We start from the raw sequence: 19,403 nt of genomic DNA on the forward strand, positions 1-19,403 counted from the left end.
TCAAGGGGCCTTGGATGAGCAATTTTATAATTTTTAGCATTGATGTATTTGCGAGTATTTTTATTGTCGCACTTGGGTTAATTGTTCTTACTGTTATTATTTTTTATTTTCGTGATATTACACAAACAAAACATGCAATTAGGCGTAACTACCCGGTTATTGGTCGCTTTAGGTATTTTTTTGAACGCCAAGGTGAATTTTTTAGGCAATACTTTTTTGCCCAAGACAGAGAAGAAATGCCATTTAACCGCGCAGAGCGAAGTTGGGTTTATCGTGCGGCAAAAGATGTAGATCGCACAGCGGCATTTGGTTCAACGCAAAGTTTGGAAGTAACTGGTACGGTCATGTTTATGAACTGTGCTTTTCCTACTTTAGATGAAGAAGCGCTCGACCCAAGTAATGTTACCCTTGGGCCGCATTGCAAAACACCTTACACCACAAATTCATTATTTAATGTGTCAGGTATGAGCTTTGGTGCACTTTCAAAACCGGCGGTACGTGCTTTATCAAAAGGGGCAAAGCTTGCTGGATGTTGGATGAACACGGGTGAAGGGGGTTTGAGCCCTTACCATTTAGAAGGTGGGGCCGATTTAGTATTTCAAATTGGGACAGCAAAATATGGCGTGCGTGATGAGCATGGAAACTTAAGTACCGATAAGCTAAAAGAAATTGCAGCTCATGATCAAGTTAAAATGTTTGAGCTTAAAATGAGCCAAGGTGCAAAGCCAGGTAAAGGAGGCATGCTACCTGGGCGCAAAGTAAATGCTGAAATAGCAAAAATTAGAGGAATACCCGAGGGGCAAGATTCAATTAGTCCAAATGGTCACCCTGAAATTAAAAAGCCTAGCGATATTTTAGATATGATTGCCACGGTGCGAAACGCGACAGGTAAGCCGACTGGCTTTAAAGCCGTAATTGGTGATTATACTTGGCTTGAAACACTCTTTGCTGAAATAAATCATCGTGGTATAGAGTCAGCTCCTGATTTTATTACTATTGATAGTGCCGATGGTGGCACGGGCGCTGCGCCACAGCCGCTATTAGATTCGGTTGGTTTACCACTGCGCGAAAGCTTACCGCTTGTAGTTAATATGCTTGAAAAGCATGGTCTTAGAGAGCGTATTAAAGTTATTGCATCGGGTAAACTTATTGTTCCTTCAAAAGTGGCGTGGGCACTTGCGCTTGGCGCCGATTTTGTTGTGTCTGCTCGCGGACATATGTTTGCACTAGGGTGTATTCAGGCCATGCAATGTAATAAAGATACCTGCCCAACGGGTATTACCACTCATAATGAACGATTGCAAAAGGGCTTAAATGTTGCAGATAAAGCGCAGCGGGTTGCTAACTATAATAGGTATATTCATTATGGCGCTGGATTAATTGCTCACTCATGTGGTGTAACAAGTGCGCGCGAATTAGGGCGTAAACATGTGCGAATAGTGCAAGAGAGCGGGCTTTCTGAGCCGTTAGATAAAATTTATGAGAACTATCAATAAAAAACATCATTAAGAACTATCAACAAAAGCTTGAATTAAAAGGCGCAAAAGCGCCTTTTAATTCAGTTGGCTTATTAACAAGCTAAAAAAAGCGTCTTTAGTATCGCAACTGCAAGCGTTAATAATGAGTTGCTCACCCAGAGCAAGAGTTTGCTTTTGTACGTCAAGGCGTGTGCTCTCATCGCTAATGCTATCAATATCAATCACATGCGCTAACCCTATGGTGCGCCTAATAAGCTCAGCGCCACAGTAACCAATGGCATCTTGCAATACGTTTTTTATAAAGTATTGCGCATAAGCGTCGCTATTAAGTGTCTGATCTACTGTTTTGGTATTGATTAAATTAAGCCAGTGTTGTTCAAACAAAGTGTAAGTTTCGACAATACAGCTAAGTAAATGTGTTTGATAGTTACGGCGCGTGACAAACTCTTCTATATGCCCTGCTTGCGCGCAGTAGTTTAGTAATAAATTACCAATAAAAGAGCCAATATCAAATCCTATAGGGCCAAAAAAACCAAACTCAGGGTCAATCATCTTAGTTGTGTTCGTATCAACAAAAATGCTGCCGCTGTGCATATCGCCGTGTAGTAATGTTTGCGGGTTAGATAAAAAATTAGCTTTTAATTTAGCTATTTCTAACTTAAGTACTGGGTTATCGCGAAGAGCCTGCACTTGCGCAGCTAGCTGCGCAGGGAAGTTATTGCGCTCGTGATCTATGTACGGATCGCTAAAAAATAAATCTTCGGTTATTTGGCAAAGCTCAGGGTTAGTGAATTGCTTAACTAATGCTTTTTTGTGTTGAGCGGCTAAGTAAAAATCTGAGTTGTAAAAACCGGTGTGGCTTAAGTAAGTAGCCACATGCTGGGCTAATTTAGGAAACTGCTGTGCGTTATTTTGTGCAGCGCGCAATATTTGTAAGCTGCCTAAATCTTCTAAAATAGTGAGTGCATAATCATGATTGTAATGCAGCACTTTTGCGGTGTATTTGGGGCAAATAGCACCATGATTAAGTAATACTTGCGCTTCAATGCGGGCTCTTTCAAGCGTTAATGGCCACGACTCACCCACGCAGCGGGCATAAGGTAGTGCCTGCTTTAAAATAATACTGTTGTTTTGCTCATCACTAACTCTAAAAACTAAATTAAGGTTGCCGTCACCAAACTCATACGCAGATAAGTTTTGCCCTGCGATAAAAAAATCACATTGCTTAGAATCAATTAACGAATTTACGTATTCGATTGCGCGCTGCGCATTAAAAGCGACATAGTTAGCCATAGTCAAATCTCACATTACCTTTTTAGGCATTCTATACCTTTAAATGTTTAGATGTCTATAAGTCTAACTTGAGAGTTATTCAAACTGATGTAAAATACCTTTACGCATTTAAATTAAGCAAAGTCACCATGCAAAACTTAGTAGCAAGCAGTTTAAAATATGAAAACGGTACATTGAGTGTACTAAACCAATATTTACTCCCGCATCAGCAAGTGTGGCACGAGTGCAATAGCGTTGAAGCCATGAAAGAGCTGATCATTAGCCTAAAAATTCGTGGAGCGCCCTTAATTGGTTTAGGTGCTAGCTTGCTTGTTGCTCATTTAGCAGAGCAAGGCGCTACAAAAGCAGCACTTGCTGATGCAATTAATGAACTGGAAGCCACACGCCCAACGGCGGTTAATTTAATGCATTGCATGGCCGCATTACGAAAAGTGCTTAAGCAAAGTGATTTTGTAATAGCTGTAGTAGCCACTGCCGAGCGCCTATTTATTGAAGACATTGAGTTGTGTGAACGTATGGCAACCTTTGGCGCTGAACTTATAAACAGCGGCGATAACATTTTAACGCATTGTAATACCGGCGCATTGGCCACCGCAGGGATAGGCACTGCTTTAGGTGTTATTTATAAAGCGCAGCAGCAACATGGCAATGTACATGTATGGGTTGATGAAACCCGTCCATTATTACAAGGCGGGCGTTTAACTGCGTTTGAACTTGAGCGCTGGAAAATACCATACACACTCATTTGCGATAATATGGCAGCAAGTTTAATGGCGGCAGGCAAGGTTGATAAAATAGTTGTAGGGGCAGACCGTATTGCCGCTAATGGCGACTTTGCTAATAAAGTGGGCACGTATAATTTAGCTGTGTTAGCGCATTTTCATAATATTCCTTTTCATGTTGTAGCCCCCGTGACCACACTTGATACACACACCATTTGCGGAAGTGATATAGAAATAGAGCAGCGAAATAGCGCAGAAGTACGTGGTGTAAGTGGCAGTTTTGGTGAAGCGTTATGGGCGCCAACTAATGCCAATGTTTACAACCCCGCGTTTGATGTAACACCTGCAAAATTAGTAACAGGTTGGGTATTAGATACCGGTGTTTACGATAAAAGTGATGTAGAAAGTGGGGCATTAGTGGCGCTTAAGTAGTCTTAAATACCGCTCCACTTTCCCCTTTGTGGAGCGTATTACCTTACCTATGGAAGCAACGGAAATTGCTTCGCAATCTCAGATTCAGTGCTTTTTGCAACCCAGCCCTCAGTGTTATTAAATAGTCTAATAGCGGTAAATTCTGGATCGCTACCCATATCAAACCAATGCGGGGTAAGGGTTGGTACTGAGATTAAATCGCCTTTTTGGCATAACACTTGGTAAATTTTAGTGCCAATATGTAGACAAAATAGCCCTTGGCCTTTTACAAAAAAGCGTACTTCGTCTTCACTGTGAGTGTGCTCAAATAAAAATTTTTCACGCATTTGTGGCGCAGTTGGGTTCCCTTTAGCAAGCGAAATAACATCTACAGTTTGGTAACCGTTTTGTTCTTTTAAGCGTGCTATATCATTTTTATACGCATCAATGATCTGCTCATTTGTAGTGCTTTCGTTAATTTGAGCATTTGCTTGCCACTGCTCAAAGCGCACATTTACTAAAGCTAATTGCGCTGCAATTTCATCTGCATTTTCTGTACTGGTAAGTACGTTTTTAGGGTTGTTGTCAGCATAAATTGTTAATTGGCTCATATAAATTGCTCTAATTTAACATTGGTAAAATCATGCACATAAGGATGCTCGCTTTGCGTTTGTCCATCACGTATTAAATGAAGTGTTTTAAGGCCTGCAGCTTTTGCGGCATCGAGTTCTGCGGCTACATCACTTAAAAATAATACCTCGCTTGCATCAAATGGCAGCTGTTCAATAATGGTGTTATATGCTGCTTGCTCTTGCTTTGCGCCTACTTTTGTATCAAAAAAGTCGTTAAAAAGAGCGCGAATATCACCGTAGTCGCTGTATTTAAATAGTAACTGCTGCGCTCTTACTGATCCTGACGAATACACATAAAGCGCAATATTTTGTGCATGTTGAGCTTGTAAAAAGTCGAATGCATCTGGGTATAAGTGACCTTTAAAATCACCATGTTCGTAACCAGTTTGCCAAATAAGCCCCTGTAATTGCTTTAAAGGCGTTATTTTTTTATCTTCTTCAATCCAAGTGAGTAAAACGCTAATGACTCGTTCTAAATCGGCGTTAGGCTCATCAATAATCGTTTTTACAGCCGCTATTTGCTCTGCAACATGGGCTTTTTTAGCGTTTAATCGTAAAAAGGTGGCCAATTGCTTTGCTGCATACGGAAATAGCACGTCTTTTACAAAAGAAATACGTGTAATGGTGCCTTCAATGTCGGTTAAAATTGCTTTTATCATTATAAGTTTGCCTCAATGCCTTCTATTTTTATGCGCTCTAGTTCACAGCTAAATAAAAACTCTAGGCCTTCTAAGTGGCGAAGTGCTTCTTTGTAATTGCGTCCAACTACGTACACGCCATGCCCACGAATTAATACAGCATGCTCAATAGGGGTATGTAAGTGATGATCGCTTAACAGCAAACCTAAGCGTTCTATATCTTGGTCGTTTTCAAAAATAGGGATGCTCAGGGTATCTAAGTGTGAGGTAACACCACTGAGCGACTTTTGCATTTCGTAACCTGATAAATTTAACGTATGGCTTTTTATAACTCGCGATAATACGGTGGCTGCAACCGAGTGCGTATGCAGCACTACGTTAGCGTGCGGTATAAGTTTGTACATACCTAAATGCAGTTGCGTTTCGGCCGATGGGTTGCCAGCACCTTTAATGCGGTTTCCTTCATGGTCAAGCTCAATGAAGGTGTGTGTACCTAGTTGGCCTTTATCAAAGCCGCTAGCGGTAACTACAAACCCTGATGCAGTGCGCGATGAAAAATTTCCACCAGTTGCAGGTACCCAGCCTTTTTGGCTTACCCACTTTCCAGCTTCAATAAGTTGTGAAATAGCGGTATTGTTTTGCATACGTTCCTCACTAATGAGTATTAAGTTTGTTATTTTAGACGGCTATACTTCTGTTTTAAGCAATGATAGCATCGCTTTGAGCGCAAAACCATCATTAAGGGCATCACGTGTTTGAAAGTAAATTACCAAATTTAGGTGTTAGTATATTTAGCCAAATGAGTGGCTTAGCTAATCAGTTTTCAGCAATTAACTTATCGCAGGGCTTTCCTGAATTCGACGCTCCCGCACTTTTAAAAACACAGCTAAATTACTATGTTCAGCAAGGTGTAAATCAGTATTCGCCCTCAAGCGGTGTACCACGATTACAGCAGCAAATAGCCAATTTAGTAGAACGAAAATACGCTGCAAAAATTAATGCGGCAGAGCAAGTTACGGTTACATCGGGTGCTACTGAGGCGCTATTTGTTGCTATTCAAACTATAGTACGCCCTGATGATGAAGTCATCGTATTCGACCCCGCTTATGACTCTTACCAACCCGCTATTGAGTTAGCAGGTGGTAAGGCAGTACATGTTGCGTTAAATGCGCCAAATTATACAATTGATTGGCAAATAGTGAGCCAAGCAATTACTAAAAACACCCGCGCTATCATTATTAATACGCCACATAACCCAAGTGGTAAAATACTACAGCCGCAAGACATAAAAGAACTTAAAGAGTTGGTAAGTGCTCACAACATCTTTGTAATTAGCGATGAAGTTTATGAGCACATCACTTTTGACGGCCAGCAACATTTAAGTATGCTGCGTGATGAGCAACTAAGAGAAAAAAGCTTTGTTATATCAAGCTTTGGTAAAACATTTCATAGTACAGGTTGGAAAATGGGTTACTGTATTGCACCTGCACACCTAGCTACTGAGTTTAGAAAAATCCATCAATACGTTACATTTTCAAGCTTTACGCCAGCGCAGCATGCACTCGCCGATATGCTAGAGCAACAGGGTGAGCATGTAGATGAGTTAAGTGGTTTTTATCAGCAAAAACGCGATTTATTAATAAAGTACTTGAGTGATAGCCGCTTTAACATTTTACCAAGCCAAGGCACTTACTTTTTATTACTCGATTATAGTGATGTGTCTGACTTAAACGATGTTGATTTTTGTCACTGGCTTGTAGAGCAGGCAGGTGTTGCGGCAATTCCGCTTAGTGTGTTTTATAAGCAGCCCTCAAATGATAAAGTGATTAGGCTATGTTTTGCTAAAAACGATGAAACCTTAATAGAGGCTGCGCAAATATTATGTCAACTTTAACGCTTACCTTAGTGCAAAGTGAGCTGCACTGGCTCGATAAAGACGCCAATTTAGCCATGTTCGATAAAAAATTAGCAGAGATAACCGCTAACCCCGATTTAATTTTATTACCCGAAACCTTTGCCACTGGTTTTGCTATTAACCTTGATTGTGCAGAACCTGAAAACGGCAAAGTACTCACTTGGCTAAAAGCGCAAGCACATAAGCATAACGCAGTTATCGCAGGGTCGGTATTAGTTGCACAAGGCGACAAAAAAGCTAATCGGTTTTATTGGGTAACCCCTAAAGGTGAAGTGAATTATTACGATAAGCGCCATTTATTTAGATTAGGAAGTGAGGGCGACTATGTTGTAGCAGGACAAGCGCGTAAAACATTTGAAATTAATGGCTTTAAGCTACTTCCACAGGTGTGTTACGACCTTCGCTTTCCGGTGTTTCAGCGTAATAACAACGACTACGATGTAATGATCAACGTAGCCAATTGGCCTGCCGTTCGTCGCCACATTTGGGATACATTACTTATGGCCCGCGCAATGGAAAACCTATGCTATGTAGTGGCCGTAAACCGTGTTGGCGATGACGGTAACGGCGTAGCGCACAATGGCGGTACAGCCGTATACGACTTTAAAGGTGATACGCTCGCTAAAGCAAAAGATAATACGCAAGAGTTACTCACTGTAACGCTCGAAAAAGCACCGCTGGAAGATTTTAAAACCGCGTTTCCCGCTTATTTAGATGCCGATCCGTTTACGCTAACTTAAATTATCTTCACGTAGCACTAAAAATATTAAGTGCTAAAATAGCCGCTGATATTTTTATTGGCGGCTTTATGAATACATCCCTTATTACACCGGTAATTTTAGCAGGCGGCATTGGCACTCGGTTATGGCCGCTTTCTCGCCAAGCTATGCCTAAGCAATTTTTACCCTTGCTTGATAACACACACTCGTTATTACAAAGCACTTTAGCGCGTGTATCAGATAGTCAGTTTGCAAAGCCAATACTTGTTTGTAACGAACAACACCGTTTTATTGCCGCCGAGCAAAGCACAACAGCTAACCCGCAAGGGCTTTTACTAGAGCCGCAGGGTAAAAATACGGCGCCTGCAATTGCGTTAGCTGCGCATTACGCACTACAGCAGGGTATTGAAGGGCCAATGATGGTGATGCCAGCCGATCATTATATTGAAAATTTTGCTGAGCTAACACTTCAGTTAAATGATGCTGTTAAGTTAGCTGAGCAAGGTATGCTAGTTACATTTTCAATTACACCCACCAAGGCGCACACCGGGTTTGGCTATATAAAACAAGGCAGTAAAATATCAGGCTCAAACTGTTTTGAAGTTGCTGAATTTAAAGAAAAGCCAAACCTAGCTACGGCGCAAAAATACTTAGCTGAAGGCGGTTATAGTTGGAATAGCGGCATGTTTTTATTTACGCCACGTGCTTATTTAAATGAGCTTGAACGTTTTGCGCCAAAAATAGCGCACAGTGTAAAAGCGGCATCTCAGTTTTCACACGACTTAGGCTTTACAAGGCCAAACATAGAGCCACTTAAAAGCTGCCCAAGTGACTCTATTGATTACGCTATTTTAGAGCGCAGCAATAATGTAGCGGTTATGCCCGTTGCGCTTAAATGGAGTGATGTAGGTAGCTTTAGTGCTCTTGCAAGTCTTACTAAGCAAGATGCGCACGGTAATAATGAAAACCAAAATCATATAGCGCAAAACAGTACTAATAATTTTGTTATTAGCGAACATGACCATAGTATCGCAACGCTTGGGGTAAGTGACTTAGCCATTATTCACACTCACGACGCCACACTTGTTGCCGATAAAAATAAGCTCGATGGCTTACCTTTATTACTAAAACAATTAGCAATGGGCCAAAGCGATAAACTTAATCACCATCAGGTTGTGTATCGTCCATGGGGTAACTACCGCACTTTGGTTGAAGGTAGTGGTTTTAAAGTTAAAAAAATAACCGTTAATAGCGGTGCTAAACTTTCGACGCAGCGCCATCAGCATCGTGCAGAGCATTGGGTAGTGGTATCGGGTATTGCCGATGTTCGTATTGATGATCAGTTGCTAACACTAAACCACGACCAATCTTGCTATATTGCCGCTAAGCAAATACACAGTTTAGCTAACACTCAACAAGCGCCCTTAATAGTCATTGAAGTACAAACCGGCGCTGTATTAGATGAAAGCGATATAGAGCGATTTGATGATAAGTATGGAAGAGGCAAGTAAGAGCCTAGCGCTTAAATTCAAAATGGATAATTATGAACCATGTAAATAAAGCAAGTAGCTCAAGAAGCAAAAGATTGCGTAAAAAGTTATACCTCGATGAATATGCTATGTTGGGTTTTTCATTTCAGTGTAATTTAACGTTAAAAGATCAAATACAGTTTGATATTTTCTTAGATGATCTCTTAGGACTTATTGCAGCGAGAGATCTTGTTCTTGGGGGCGGCGGTAATGCAAAGTACTTCAATGCTTTTATAACATCTTCGAAGCGATATGCATCACCTAAGAATGAAGATGTTAGTTTCATTGAGGCTTGGCTATTAGCAAACAATAAAGTTTCAAATATATCGGTAGGAAAGTTAGTGGATGTAAATTGCGGCTTCTAAAAACGGGCTTACCCCAACTGCCCACGTACAAACTTTAAATATTGCTCTAAGCTGCGCTGCCAAAGATCTAACGCTTCATCAAGCAGGTTGTTATGGGGTTTATTATCAAGCAATCGGCGCTCTATCTTTTTCAGTTCAATGCCGTAGCGGTTAAATCCTAATTGCAAAGCAGTGCTTGCTTGGCGGTGCAATAACTTAATGCATTGCTCGGGTTGATGGTCTATTAAACCTTGGCAACGTATTAGTTTGTTACGCGCAGAGAGGACAAACTCATTATAAATAGACGACACTTCGTCTTCACTAAACGAACTCGTTAGCGTTTCTGCGGCGGTTTCATCATATAAGGTATCAACAAGCTCTACGGCAATATTTGCTGTCTGATTTGATTGAGAATCACTAAGCGCTTGTCTTAGTTTTTCGTGTTTTATTGGCTTACCCACAATGTCTTTTATTCCTAAAGATAAATATTCCTTTACTTCATCAGGGCTTAGGCTTGCCGTAAAAGCAAGTACAGGGGTGCGCTGGTTTTTATGATCTATGCGTTTTAGCTGCTTGAGTACTTCTTGCCCTGTGAAGTCAGGTAAGTTCATATCAAGTAATACAACATCGAAATGATGGGCTTGCATCAGCTCAATAGCGCTTTTACCATCTTTGGCAAGCTTAATTTTATGCTCATCATCGGCCATAAACTCGATGGCAATTTTTTGGTTTAAATCTAAATCTTCAACAAGTAAAACATCCAGGCCCGTTAGGTAATCCTTTGTTTGGTGGCGCTGCTCTACAAGGCTCAATTCGCCTATGGCAAAGGTTACAGAAAAGCTAAATACACTGCCTGTGCCTAATTGGCTGGCTATTTCCAAGCGGCTGCCTAGCTTTTCTAAAAGTCGACTAGTAATAGCGAGGCCAAGGCCTGTGCCGCCTTTTTCTTTACCGGCACTACTTTGTACATAGGGCTCTGTGAGATAGGCTATTTCGTCGTTTTCGATGCCGGGGCCTGAGTCTTTTACACTAATTTTTATGGTGTGCTCAAGCTGCTTTTCGAGGACTAAGTCGACCTGAATTTTAACACTTCCGTAATCAGTAAACTTAATGGCATTACCCACTAAGTTAATAATTATTTGCCTAAGTTTTTGCTGGTCGCAGTAATAACATGCTTGCTCAGGAATATTACAAATAAGCTCAAATTTAAGCTGTTTTTGCTCTGCAAGCGGGCTCAATAACAAGCATAAGTTATTAAGCCATGTCTTAAATTCTATATCCTCTTCGTAAAGGGCTTCATCGCTTTGATCAAGACTTGCGTAATCGAGTACTTTATCGACTAACAAATTGAGTGACTCTGTGGAGTTAATAATTGCTTCGCAGTAGGCTTTATTACGTGTGTCACTTGTTTGGTTCATGACCAGTTGTGCACTGCCTAGTATGCCATTAAGTGGAGTGCGTATTTCGTGGCTAATAGTTGATAAAAACAAGCCACGTATTTCTAAATCTTTTTGTGCTTTGTCGGCTAATTGATTTAGGTTTTGCTCTCTGCGTTCATTACATAAAAGTGCCATGCCCGCGGCATAAAACATAGGAGCAATAACACCATTCAAAAAGAGTAATAAACTAAACCAACCGCTTTCTGATAACGTTGCTTGGTTAATAGTGCCCATAAAAAAGGAGCGGCCAATAAAGCTAAAGGCAACCAGAGTTAAAATGGTTATATAAACAATACTGCCATTAGGGTAGGGCTTACGTGCATATTTTATAAAAATATAAAGTAAAAATATTGCTTCGGCTATGTGTTGTAAATCGGAGGCTAGTATTCGCTCTTCTAAGGAAGGGTTTATAAATGAGTAGTAAATGAGCATTACAGCGCTAAAAAGAGTAAATGAGCACAGTAATTTAAAGCTTACGCCCCGGTAATTTAAAAATTGGCTCAACGATAAGCAATGTACAAGTGACGCTGAAAACATCATTAAAGTAGCAATACTAATAATAACAAGGTTGTGGCTTTCTACTACTGTGGTAAAGCCTATTGCGGCGCCCAACAATAAAACGGGGTAAAAAATATAAAGCAACGTGCCGGGAGTATTTTTATTTGTTCGCCATGTTAAAAAGTTAAGAAAAGTCATGACGATCATAATCGCAATGCTGGCAAAAAACAGAGTAAAAGAGTCGAGCATTAATATTCCAGCAAAGGGGGTTTAATTGAGAATAATAAAAAGTGTGATATTAAACAAGTTTACAACACATACAAAAACAGACACTTAAGTGTCTGTTTTTAAAGTTATCAACAAATATTTAGATTAACGGATTTCGTCTGGAATATTTTGTTGTGCCCACGAGAGTAGCTCAATACGGTTACGACATTTAGTTTTTCTAAATGCGCTGTATAAGTGAGTTTTAACTGTGTGCGGGCTAATACTTAAATCTTCTGCAATCTCTTTATTTTTAGAACCTTTACTCATTAGTGAGATTATTGCTTTTTCTCGCTTAGTAAGTTTAACAGGCTCTATATCACCTTCGGTTAGTTTATGTAGTGCATCTTTATTAAACTGAAGCATACGATTTAATGCATTACACATTATGTCGCGGCGATACCAAAGTTGATCCTCAAGTAGTAAGCGAATACCTTTCATTAATACATCGGCGTTATCTGTTGTGTAAAACACACCGCGAATACCGCTTAAAAGCGCACGATTAGCGAGCTCTGGGTTTTCGTCTAGATTAAATAATATGATATCGCATTTAGTACGTAAATTTACTAATTGTTCTTTTAGTTTACCCCACGCATCTTTACTTGATGTTTCAATAAACAGAAGTCGAGTTCCTTCAGGTACATCTAAAATATTTGTACCAGTGGTTACGTCAAGGCCTTGCGTTTTTAACAAAGGTTCTAAAACGTTAATACCAATAGTGTTAATTGGCTCTTGATCTAATAACAAAAAGGCTGAACTGCTCATGTTTTTATACTCTTTTATAAAGCTGACTGATTAAGTTTATCACGACTTCCAGACCTTTTGTATTAGAAAGTCGCCGATGTACTCAAGAACAAATACGATTTTACGATTATTTAAACATAAAATGTTGCAAATAAGTAACTATTTTTTACTTTATGATCATGAAAAGCCATAACATTTGTAACTAAATATTTGAGCAGAATATTTTCATAAAAAACTTTAAATTAATTTACTTTTTTGATGTTTTGATACGGTGGCCAGCCCATTTCTTTACCGCCAAGCATATGTAAATGTATGTGATAAACAGTTTGTCCTCCATGCTCATTACAGTTCATTACTACGCGGTAGCCATCATCGCTAAAGTTATATTGCTTTGCCAGTTTAGCGGCAACAACATATAGATTGCCCACTAAATGAGAGTTTTCAGGCGTGATATCATTAATTGTTGAAATTGCTTTTTTTGGGATAATAAGGGCGTGAAAAGGGGCTTGCGGGTTTATATCTTTAAATGCAAGTGTGTCTTCGTCCTCATAAATAATATCTGCTGGGATTTCTTTATTAATTATTTTAGTAAAAATAGTTTCTTGGCTCATGCTGTGTCCCTAATTAAGTGGTACGAAATTTAAGCTCACTAATGACAAACTTTCAAAGCGGTGTCAAACTGAAATCAAATAAAGGAGTTAATATGCTTAAACCAATTTTAATAGGTAGTGCTGTTGCATTACTACTTAGTTTTTCTGCTAATGCTGAAAATATTCACTTTCCTGAAGAGTTTGTACCACTGCAAGTGGGTGATCGTATGCTAGAAAGCTCTTTGTTTAGCCGTATTGATGATGTAGAGCTTGCACCGGGTACTTATCAACTAAAACTCAAATATACAGACTTATACGAAGATGATTACGATACACACGAAGTTGTAGAGTCAGAACCGTTCTGGGTGAATGTAACCATTGAAGCAGGTAAAGATTATACCTTAGTATTTAATCGTGCTGAAAATGCAGTGTCTGCAAAAGTGTTCGCTGAAGCACCACAAGTGAGTTTAAAAGCAAAAAGTAGCGCGGTGGCGAAACCTTTAAGTGTTATTCCTAATACCCAGCTTGCAAGTAATAAACCTGCTATGCAAAACACAGTTCCAGCCGGACCTTCACGCCCTAGTCAGCCAATAAAGCCTATTGCGCCTATAAATGGAAAAGGAATGCCAAGTGCACCCCAGATGCTCGACTTTTGGTGGCAGCAAGCCACGACATCAGAGCGAAAAGCATTTTTAGAAAAAGTAACGAAGTAAAATAATACAAAAACAAAAGGGCCAAATTCAATTTGGCCCTTTTTAGTTAACGCTATTATTTATTTAAATAATGCGTCAATAGTACCTTGTGCAAGTGGGTGGTAACCCGGACGTGCTTTTAAGTACACGCTTTGTGCCCACTCTTTTTTGCCGTTAGTGATGAGTGATTTATATAACGGAACAATTAATTTACGGCGACCAATACCTGATAAGTGCTTATCAAGCGCAGGGTAAATTGGCTGATAACCATTACCTACAGCAAGCATAAACCACGCAAAAGCTCGCTCAGCGTTAGTTGATTGCGTTAAGTTAAATTGATTATCTAGCTCGCTCATTTTATCTAGGCTTAAATCACGTGGCAGATTATTTAAAAAATGCAGCCATTCGTGAACAGTCCATTGGGTTGTTGGTAATTGTGCTGCTGTAGTCTCACCTTTTAACCAAGCTGCGCTTACTGTATCTACTTTATCAAACGCATCTGATGTTGGGTTTGGCGCATCACTAGGTAAACCTGGTTCAAAAATCCACTCATTTACTTTATCCATGCTTACAACGCCAGGGTATTTTTCAATTAAGTTAGCTTTAATGTATGTAACAAATTGTGCAGTGGTCAGCGATTTAAACGAAAACTCTTTAAAGTACGCTTTTACAAATGGGTCAAACTTATCACGGCCGTATTTTTCCTCTAGGTAGATTAAAAATAACTGTCCTTTAGTGTAAGGCACTGAGCTAAACGCATCATCCGGATCGCGGCCATTAAGTTTTAAGTTAAGGCGGGTATCTGGCGCATCAATCGTTTTAAGCTGAGCACGAAGACCTGCAGAATCTAATGCTTGTTCCATAACAGCGCGGTCACGGCCAAACACTTCTTCCATAATGCGGTTTTCAACGTACGAGGTAAAACCTTCGTTTAACCATAAATCTTCCCACGTTGCGTTAGTAACTAAGTTTCCAGACCAAGAATGAGCAAGCTCATGTGCGATTAGGTTAACTAAGCTTTTATCGCCTGCCACTACAGTAGGTGTAATGAACGATAGACGCGGATTTTCCATACCACCAAATGGGAAGCTAGGCGGTAGCATGAGTAAGTCGTAACGGCCCCATGCGTACTCACCATACATTTCGTTGGTTTTGTCGATCATGGCTTGTGTGTCGTTAAACTCAGCAACCGACGCATCTAAAATTTCAGGTTCAGCAAAAATACCTGTTTGGCGCGACATGGCTTTGAATTCTAAGTTACCCGCACCAATAGCAATTAGGTAAGGTGAAATAGCTTGTGGCATGTCAAAGATGTAGTCGCCATCTTTATAAAGTGCGTCTTTATTGTCGGCGCTCATAACCGCACGTATATCTTTTGGTGTATGAATACGCGCAGAATACGTTACACGCATTGCAGGGGTATCTTGCACTGGGATCCAGCTACGAGCATGAATAGCTTGCGATTGGCTGTACATAAAAGGGTGTGTTTTACTGGCTGTTTGCTCTGGTGTTAGCCATTGTAAGCCTGATGCTTCTGGGCGACTGTTATAGTAAATACGTGCTTTGGCTGCTTGATCTTTAAACTTAATTGTTAATTTAGAGCCTTTTACATCGTCACGCTTAGCAAGTGTGTAGTCTGCTTTATGCCAGCTACCATCGTCGTCTTGATACATTACTTTATCAATGTCTAAATCGCGGGTATCAAGTACCAGTGTTTTACTTTTAGAATTATTCCACTTTAGCGTGTGCTCAACAAAACCTTCTAACTGCTTGTCGGCAAAATCGACATCTAAATCAAGGCTTAAGTGAGTAGTCACAACATCATCGAGGTTAGCATACGAGTTTTGGTCTATCGCGCTAGCCATTGCTTGCGAACACATACCTGCCATAGCGAGGCTTAAAAAAAGAGGTTTAATTTTCATAATTACCCTGAACACAAATAAAAAAGTGCTGGTTTTATATCACGATTGCCACAGTGGGTTGAGTGATTTTTACAATCTAGTGCCACATTTGCGACGATGAGGTAAACTATTGCGATTAGTTACCGGTAACTTTAGAGAGCTTTGTGGCGTATTCATTACACTCCTTACATACATTTGCATTAAACAGCCAATGCCAGCATTTTGTTGAAATTACTCAGCTTGAGCAACTTAAAGCACAAAGCTTTAGCCCCCCATTTTGCTTATTAGGTGAGGGCAGCAATACCGTTTTTTTAAATGATTACACAGGTACAGTAATAAAAATGGCTACCAAAGGCATTAAAGTTACTGAACGAGAAGATGACTTTTTAATAAGTGTTGCCGCAGGCGAAAATTGGCACGCATTAGTAAGTTATTTGCTTGATAGAGACATCCCAGGGCTTGAAAACCTAGCACTTATACCAGGTACTGTTGGCGCATCACCTGTACAAAACATTGGTGCTTATGGTGTTGAAATTGCAAAATTTGTAGAGTCGGTAGAGTACTTTGATATAACCACCAAGGCTATGCACACACTTAATAATGAACAATGTGAATTTGCCTACAGAGACTCCATATTTAAGCATTCACTTAAAAATAAAGCGGTGATCACTCGCGTTTATTTGGCATTGCCTAAAAAGTGGCAACCCGTGTTAAGTTATGGACCATTACAGCACCTTAGTCGTGTTACGCCAACGGCTGTGTTTGAGCAAGTTATACAAACGCGTAATAGTAAATTACCTAACCCATATACATTGCCTAATGCTGGGAGCTTTTTTAAAAATCCTATTATCACCAATCAGCACTTAGCTGAGCTATTAACGCAATTTGTGGATTTACCTCATTATGAATACGGGCAAAGCCACCATAAAGTGGCGGCTGGCTGGCTAATTGATCAAGTAGGTTTAAAAGGGCATAGAGTCGCGGGTATTGAAGTGCATAAGCAGCAGGCCTTGGTATTAGTTAATCATGGAAATAGTGAAGGAAGCGACCTCATAACAATGATTAAACATATTCAGCAAGCGGTAAATGTCCGTTATAACATTATGCTAGAGCATGAAGTGCGTTTAATAGATACACACAGCGAATGCCATATTAAAATGGAGCCCATACAATGAAAGCGCCTGATGGAAACAAGCTCGCTATTTTAAATGCACTCAACCTAGGTGGCTTTGTATCTGGGCAAGTGCTAGGTGAAGAGCTAGGGATTAGCCGTGCGGCAGTAAGTAAACATATTAAAACGTTACAAGAAATGGGTTTGGACATTTTTAAAGTAACCGGCAAAGGCTATTGCTTGAATAGCCAAGTGGGCCTTTTAAATAAAACACAAATTGATCAGCATTACAAAGCACTAGGTGCGAGCACGGCCAATGTTGAAGTGCACCCCATTATCGATTCGACCAATAGCGAGCTTATGCGCCGCATACAAAGTAAAGCGGAGCTTGAATCGGGCAAGGTCGTTGTGGCTGAAATGCAGCAAGCAGGGCGTGGCCGACGTGGCCGTGTTTGGCAATCGCCATTCGGTGCTAATTTGTATTACAGTTACTTTTGGCGTTTAGATGATGGGCTTCAAGCTGCTATGGGTGTATCAATTGCGGTAGGTCTTGCTGTTTATGATGCAATTAAAGCGTTATACCAAATTGACGTAGAGCTGAAATGGCCAAACGATATATATATAAATAAGCAAAAGCTTGCTGGCGTATTAGTTGAACTAGACGGGCAACCACAAGGACCTTGCCAGCTAGTTATTGGTATAGGTATAAACCTACAAATGCCTGAAAGCTTTAGCCAACATATAGATCAGGCATGGACAGATTTAAATCAACACACCCAACAGCTAGATAAAAATGAGCTGGTGGCTTCACTAACGTATTATTTAGAAAAGCGTTTATTACAGTACAGCCAAAGTGGTTTACAAGAAATGTACGAACAATGGAATGCGTTAAATGCTTTTGCAGGAGAGCAGGTAGAGCTCAACACAGGTCATAGAAGTTGGCGTGGTATCTGTGAAGGTATAGACCCACAAGGTGGTATTCGTATTCGCCAAGACGGCGAAGTAAAAAGTTACTACGGCGGAGAAGTTTCGCTAAGAAAGGCACAACCATGAGATTACTCATCGACGTAGGCAATACGTCATTAAAAGCGGTGCTTTGGCAAAACCAGCAAGCACAGCCTGCAAATATAAACAATTTACCTTGGCAGCACATAACTGAAGTTGTTTATGCCTGCGTAGGCAAAAGCGAATTAATGGCAGAGTTACTTGCACAAGCAAGCACACATGGCGTTCCTAGTTTTGAAGCCAACGTAACAAAACAATTAGGCAAGCTTAGCTGTGCATACGATCAAGTTGGCAATTTAGGTATAGATAGATGGCTTGCACTTATAGCAGGCTTTACACTTTACCCAGATACGCCGTGCATTATTGTTGATGCAGGTACCGCCACCACTATTGATGTGCTAGCTGATAATGGTGTTCACTTAGGCGGGTGGATTTTACCGGGCCTTGATTTGATGACCACCTCTTTAACGCAAAATACTCAACGCGTATTTGATGATGGCACTACACCATTTGAAGATAAGCTAGGGAAAAACACTCCTAACGGATTAAAAAATGGCGCTTTAGTAGCAACAATTGGAGCAATAGAGCGAGCAAAACATCATTTGGTACAGAATAATTGCTCTCAAATGCCTAAAATAATCTTTGCTGGTGGCTATGGCGCGTTATTACAGCAACAATTTACGGGTAGTATTTTTGATTCACTACTTGTAATGAAAGGCTTAAATTATTGGCGCGACCTGAGTAAACATGGCCAAAAAGTATAAAAAACCACTATTTTGCATGAATTGTGAGCATTTGAGGTAAAAAATTACATTTTTTTTAATTTTATTGTTGCATCCCAATAAACCTTACTCTAATATCTCGCCCCGTACTAAAGCAGTGCCGACTTAGCTCAGCTGGTAGAGCAACTGACTTGTAATCAGTAGGTCAACCGTTCGACTCGGTTAGTCGGCACCACTTTCCTTTTACCGGAAGTGAATTAGTAGAGAATTATCGTGGAGGGGTTCCCGAGCGGCCAAAGGGATCAGACTGTAAATCTGACGGCTCAGCCTTCGCTGGTTCGAATCCAGCTCCCTCCACCACTTTATTCTTGACGGTTAGAGGTAGTTTAAGAACAGATTTTTATGCGGGCATCGTATAATGGCTATTACCTCAGCCTTCCAAGCTGATGATGCGGGTTCGATTCCCGCTGCCCGCTCCAGTTCTTGTGTTGCTGATATAGCTCAGTTGGTAGAGCGCACCCTTGGTAAGGGTGAGGTCGGCAGTTCGACTCTGCCTATCAGCACCAGTCCTAAGAATCTCCTTGATTACTTCCTTTATCTGTCAGAAAATACTATTTGAAAAAATTTACTTAATCTACCTTTGGTGGATTATTTTCATATGTAATTTAGATACACAAAACTGATAGGTTCCGTCATGGCAAAAGAAAAGTTTGAACGCGTAAAACCGCACGTAAACGTTGGTACAATCGGCCACGT

18 protein-coding genes and 4 tRNA genes are annotated in these 19,403 nt (G+C 40.4%); 14 read left to right on the forward strand and 8 right to left on the reverse strand.

Annotation, left to right across the window (positions count from 1 at the left end):
- The first annotated feature begins 14 nt into the window (after positions 1-14).
- A complete protein-coding gene (locus CWC11_RS17105; RefSeq protein WP_138683648.1) occupies positions 15-1,496 on the forward strand; it encodes an FMN-binding glutamate synthase family protein in 1,482 nt (493 codons plus the stop codon).
- 57 nt (positions 1,497-1,553) lie between these two features.
- Here CWC11_RS17105 and mtnK read toward each other — a convergent pair whose 3' ends face one another.
- Positions 1,554-2,771, reverse strand: coding sequence for an S-methyl-5-thioribose kinase (mtnK, locus tag CWC11_RS17110; protein WP_138683649.1), 1,218 nt, complete (start codon positions 2,769-2,771; stop codon positions 1,554-1,556).
- Between the two features lie 128 nt (positions 2,772-2,899).
- On the opposite strand from mtnK, the gene mtnA reads away from it, so the two are divergent.
- Complete coding sequence (gene mtnA, locus CWC11_RS17115) at positions 2,900-3,925, forward strand: S-methyl-5-thioribose-1-phosphate isomerase (protein WP_138683650.1); 1,026 nt, start codon at positions 2,900-2,902, stop codon at positions 3,923-3,925.
- 47 nt (positions 3,926-3,972) lie between these two features.
- Here the strand turns inward: mtnA and CWC11_RS17120 are convergent, their stop codons facing one another.
- Genes CWC11_RS17120 through CWC11_RS17130 form a run of 3 tightly spaced genes read right to left on the reverse strand, consistent with a single transcriptional unit; the run spans position 3,973 to position 5,818 of the window.
- Entirely contained in the window at positions 3,973-4,515 is a 543-nt protein-coding gene (locus CWC11_RS17120; protein WP_138683651.1) for a 1,2-dihydroxy-3-keto-5-methylthiopentene dioxygenase, read from the reverse strand.
- Positions 4,512-5,195, reverse strand: a complete 684-nt coding sequence (gene mtnC, locus CWC11_RS17125) for an acireductone synthase (protein WP_138683652.1) — start codon at positions 5,193-5,195, stop codon at positions 4,512-4,514. The genes CWC11_RS17120 and mtnC overlap by 4 nt, the downstream gene beginning before the upstream one ends.
- Positions 5,195-5,818 (reverse strand): methylthioribulose 1-phosphate dehydratase, encoded by a 624-nt coding sequence (locus CWC11_RS17130; protein WP_058548769.1) that lies wholly within the window; start codon positions 5,816-5,818, stop codon positions 5,195-5,197. The genes mtnC and CWC11_RS17130 overlap by 1 nt, the downstream gene beginning before the upstream one ends.
- 107 nt (positions 5,819-5,925) lie before the next feature.
- Between CWC11_RS17130 and CWC11_RS17135 the strand changes: the two genes are divergently transcribed.
- The 4 genes from CWC11_RS17135 (at position 5,926) to CWC11_RS17150 (ending at position 9,702) form a co-directional block, all read left to right on the forward strand.
- A complete protein-coding gene (locus tag CWC11_RS17135) occupies positions 5,926-7,068 on the forward strand; it encodes a methionine aminotransferase (RefSeq protein WP_138683653.1) in 1,143 nt (380 codons plus the stop codon).
- Positions 7,056-7,829 carry an amidohydrolase gene (locus CWC11_RS17140; RefSeq protein ID WP_138683654.1) on the forward strand — a complete coding sequence of 258 codons (774 nt, stop codon included), beginning with the start codon at positions 7,056-7,058 and terminating at the stop codon, positions 7,827-7,829. Before CWC11_RS17135 ends, CWC11_RS17140 begins: the two co-directional genes overlap by 13 nt.
- Before the next feature lie 68 nt (positions 7,830-7,897).
- A complete protein-coding gene (locus tag CWC11_RS17145; RefSeq protein WP_138683655.1) occupies positions 7,898-9,319 on the forward strand; it encodes a mannose-1-phosphate guanylyltransferase/mannose-6-phosphate isomerase in 1,422 nt (473 codons plus the stop codon).
- 32 nt (positions 9,320-9,351) lie between these two features.
- Positions 9,352-9,702 carry a 50S ribosome-binding protein YggL gene (locus tag CWC11_RS17150; protein ID WP_138683656.1) on the forward strand — a complete coding sequence of 117 codons (351 nt, stop codon included), beginning with the start codon at positions 9,352-9,354 and terminating at the stop codon, positions 9,700-9,702.
- Positions 9,703-9,710: 8 nt separating this feature from the next.
- On the opposite strand, the gene CWC11_RS17155 is transcribed toward CWC11_RS17150, so the two are convergent.
- The 3 genes from CWC11_RS17155 to CWC11_RS17165 form a co-directional block, all read right to left on the reverse strand.
- On the reverse strand, positions 9,711-11,867 hold the full coding sequence (locus tag CWC11_RS17155; RefSeq protein ID WP_138683657.1) for a response regulator: 2,157 nt from the start codon (positions 11,865-11,867) through the stop codon (positions 9,711-9,713).
- 123 nt (positions 11,868-11,990) lie between these two features.
- Positions 11,991-12,647 (reverse strand): helix-turn-helix transcriptional regulator, encoded by a 657-nt coding sequence (locus tag CWC11_RS17160; protein WP_058548763.1) that lies wholly within the window; start codon positions 12,645-12,647, stop codon positions 11,991-11,993.
- A gap of 221 nt (positions 12,648-12,868) precedes the next feature.
- Positions 12,869-13,237 carry a histidine triad nucleotide-binding protein gene (locus CWC11_RS17165; protein WP_104641737.1) on the reverse strand — a complete coding sequence of 123 codons (369 nt, stop codon included), beginning with the start codon at positions 13,235-13,237 and terminating at the stop codon, positions 12,869-12,871.
- 92 nt (positions 13,238-13,329) lie between these two features.
- Between CWC11_RS17165 and CWC11_RS17170 the strand changes: the two genes are divergently transcribed.
- Positions 13,330-13,929, forward strand: a complete 600-nt coding sequence (locus CWC11_RS17170) for a DUF2057 domain-containing protein (protein WP_138683658.1) — start codon at positions 13,330-13,332, stop codon at positions 13,927-13,929.
- A gap of 59 nt (positions 13,930-13,988) precedes the next feature.
- Here the strand turns inward: CWC11_RS17170 and CWC11_RS17175 are convergent, their stop codons facing one another.
- A complete protein-coding gene (locus CWC11_RS17175; protein ID WP_138683659.1) occupies positions 13,989-15,830 on the reverse strand; it encodes a M1 family metallopeptidase in 1,842 nt (613 codons plus the stop codon).
- A 143-nt stretch (positions 15,831-15,973) separates the two neighbouring features.
- Here CWC11_RS17175 and murB point away from each other — a divergent pair, with 143 nt between their 5' ends.
- The 7 genes from murB to CWC11_RS17210 all read left to right on the forward strand — a co-directional run bounded on the left by murB (position 15,974) and on the right by CWC11_RS17210 (position 19,213).
- Complete coding sequence (murB, locus tag CWC11_RS17180) at positions 15,974-16,984, forward strand: UDP-N-acetylmuramate dehydrogenase (protein ID WP_138683660.1); 1,011 nt, start codon at positions 15,974-15,976, stop codon at positions 16,982-16,984.
- A complete protein-coding gene (gene birA / locus CWC11_RS17185; protein WP_138683661.1) occupies positions 16,981-17,973 on the forward strand; it encodes a bifunctional biotin--[acetyl-CoA-carboxylase] ligase/biotin operon repressor BirA in 993 nt (330 codons plus the stop codon). The genes murB and birA overlap by 4 nt, the downstream gene beginning before the upstream one ends.
- A complete protein-coding gene (locus CWC11_RS17190; protein WP_138683662.1) occupies positions 17,970-18,689 on the forward strand; it encodes a type III pantothenate kinase in 720 nt (239 codons plus the stop codon). The genes birA and CWC11_RS17190 overlap by 4 nt, the downstream gene beginning before the upstream one ends.
- Before the next feature lie 117 nt (positions 18,690-18,806).
- Positions 18,807-18,882: transfer RNA gene (locus CWC11_RS17195), tRNA-Thr, on the forward strand.
- Between the two features lie 40 nt (positions 18,883-18,922).
- Positions 18,923-19,007, forward strand: a tRNA-Tyr gene (locus CWC11_RS17200).
- A gap of 44 nt (positions 19,008-19,051) precedes the next feature.
- Positions 19,052-19,126: transfer RNA gene (locus CWC11_RS17205), tRNA-Gly, on the forward strand.
- An 11-nt stretch (positions 19,127-19,137) separates the two neighbouring features.
- Positions 19,138-19,213, forward strand: a tRNA-Thr gene (locus CWC11_RS17210).
- Positions 19,214-19,403 lie beyond the last annotated feature (190 nt).

It is taken from the genome of Pseudoalteromonas sp. S3178, from assembly GCF_005886985.1.
Classification (GTDB): Bacteria; Pseudomonadota; Gammaproteobacteria; order Enterobacterales; family Alteromonadaceae; genus Pseudoalteromonas; species Pseudoalteromonas carrageenovora.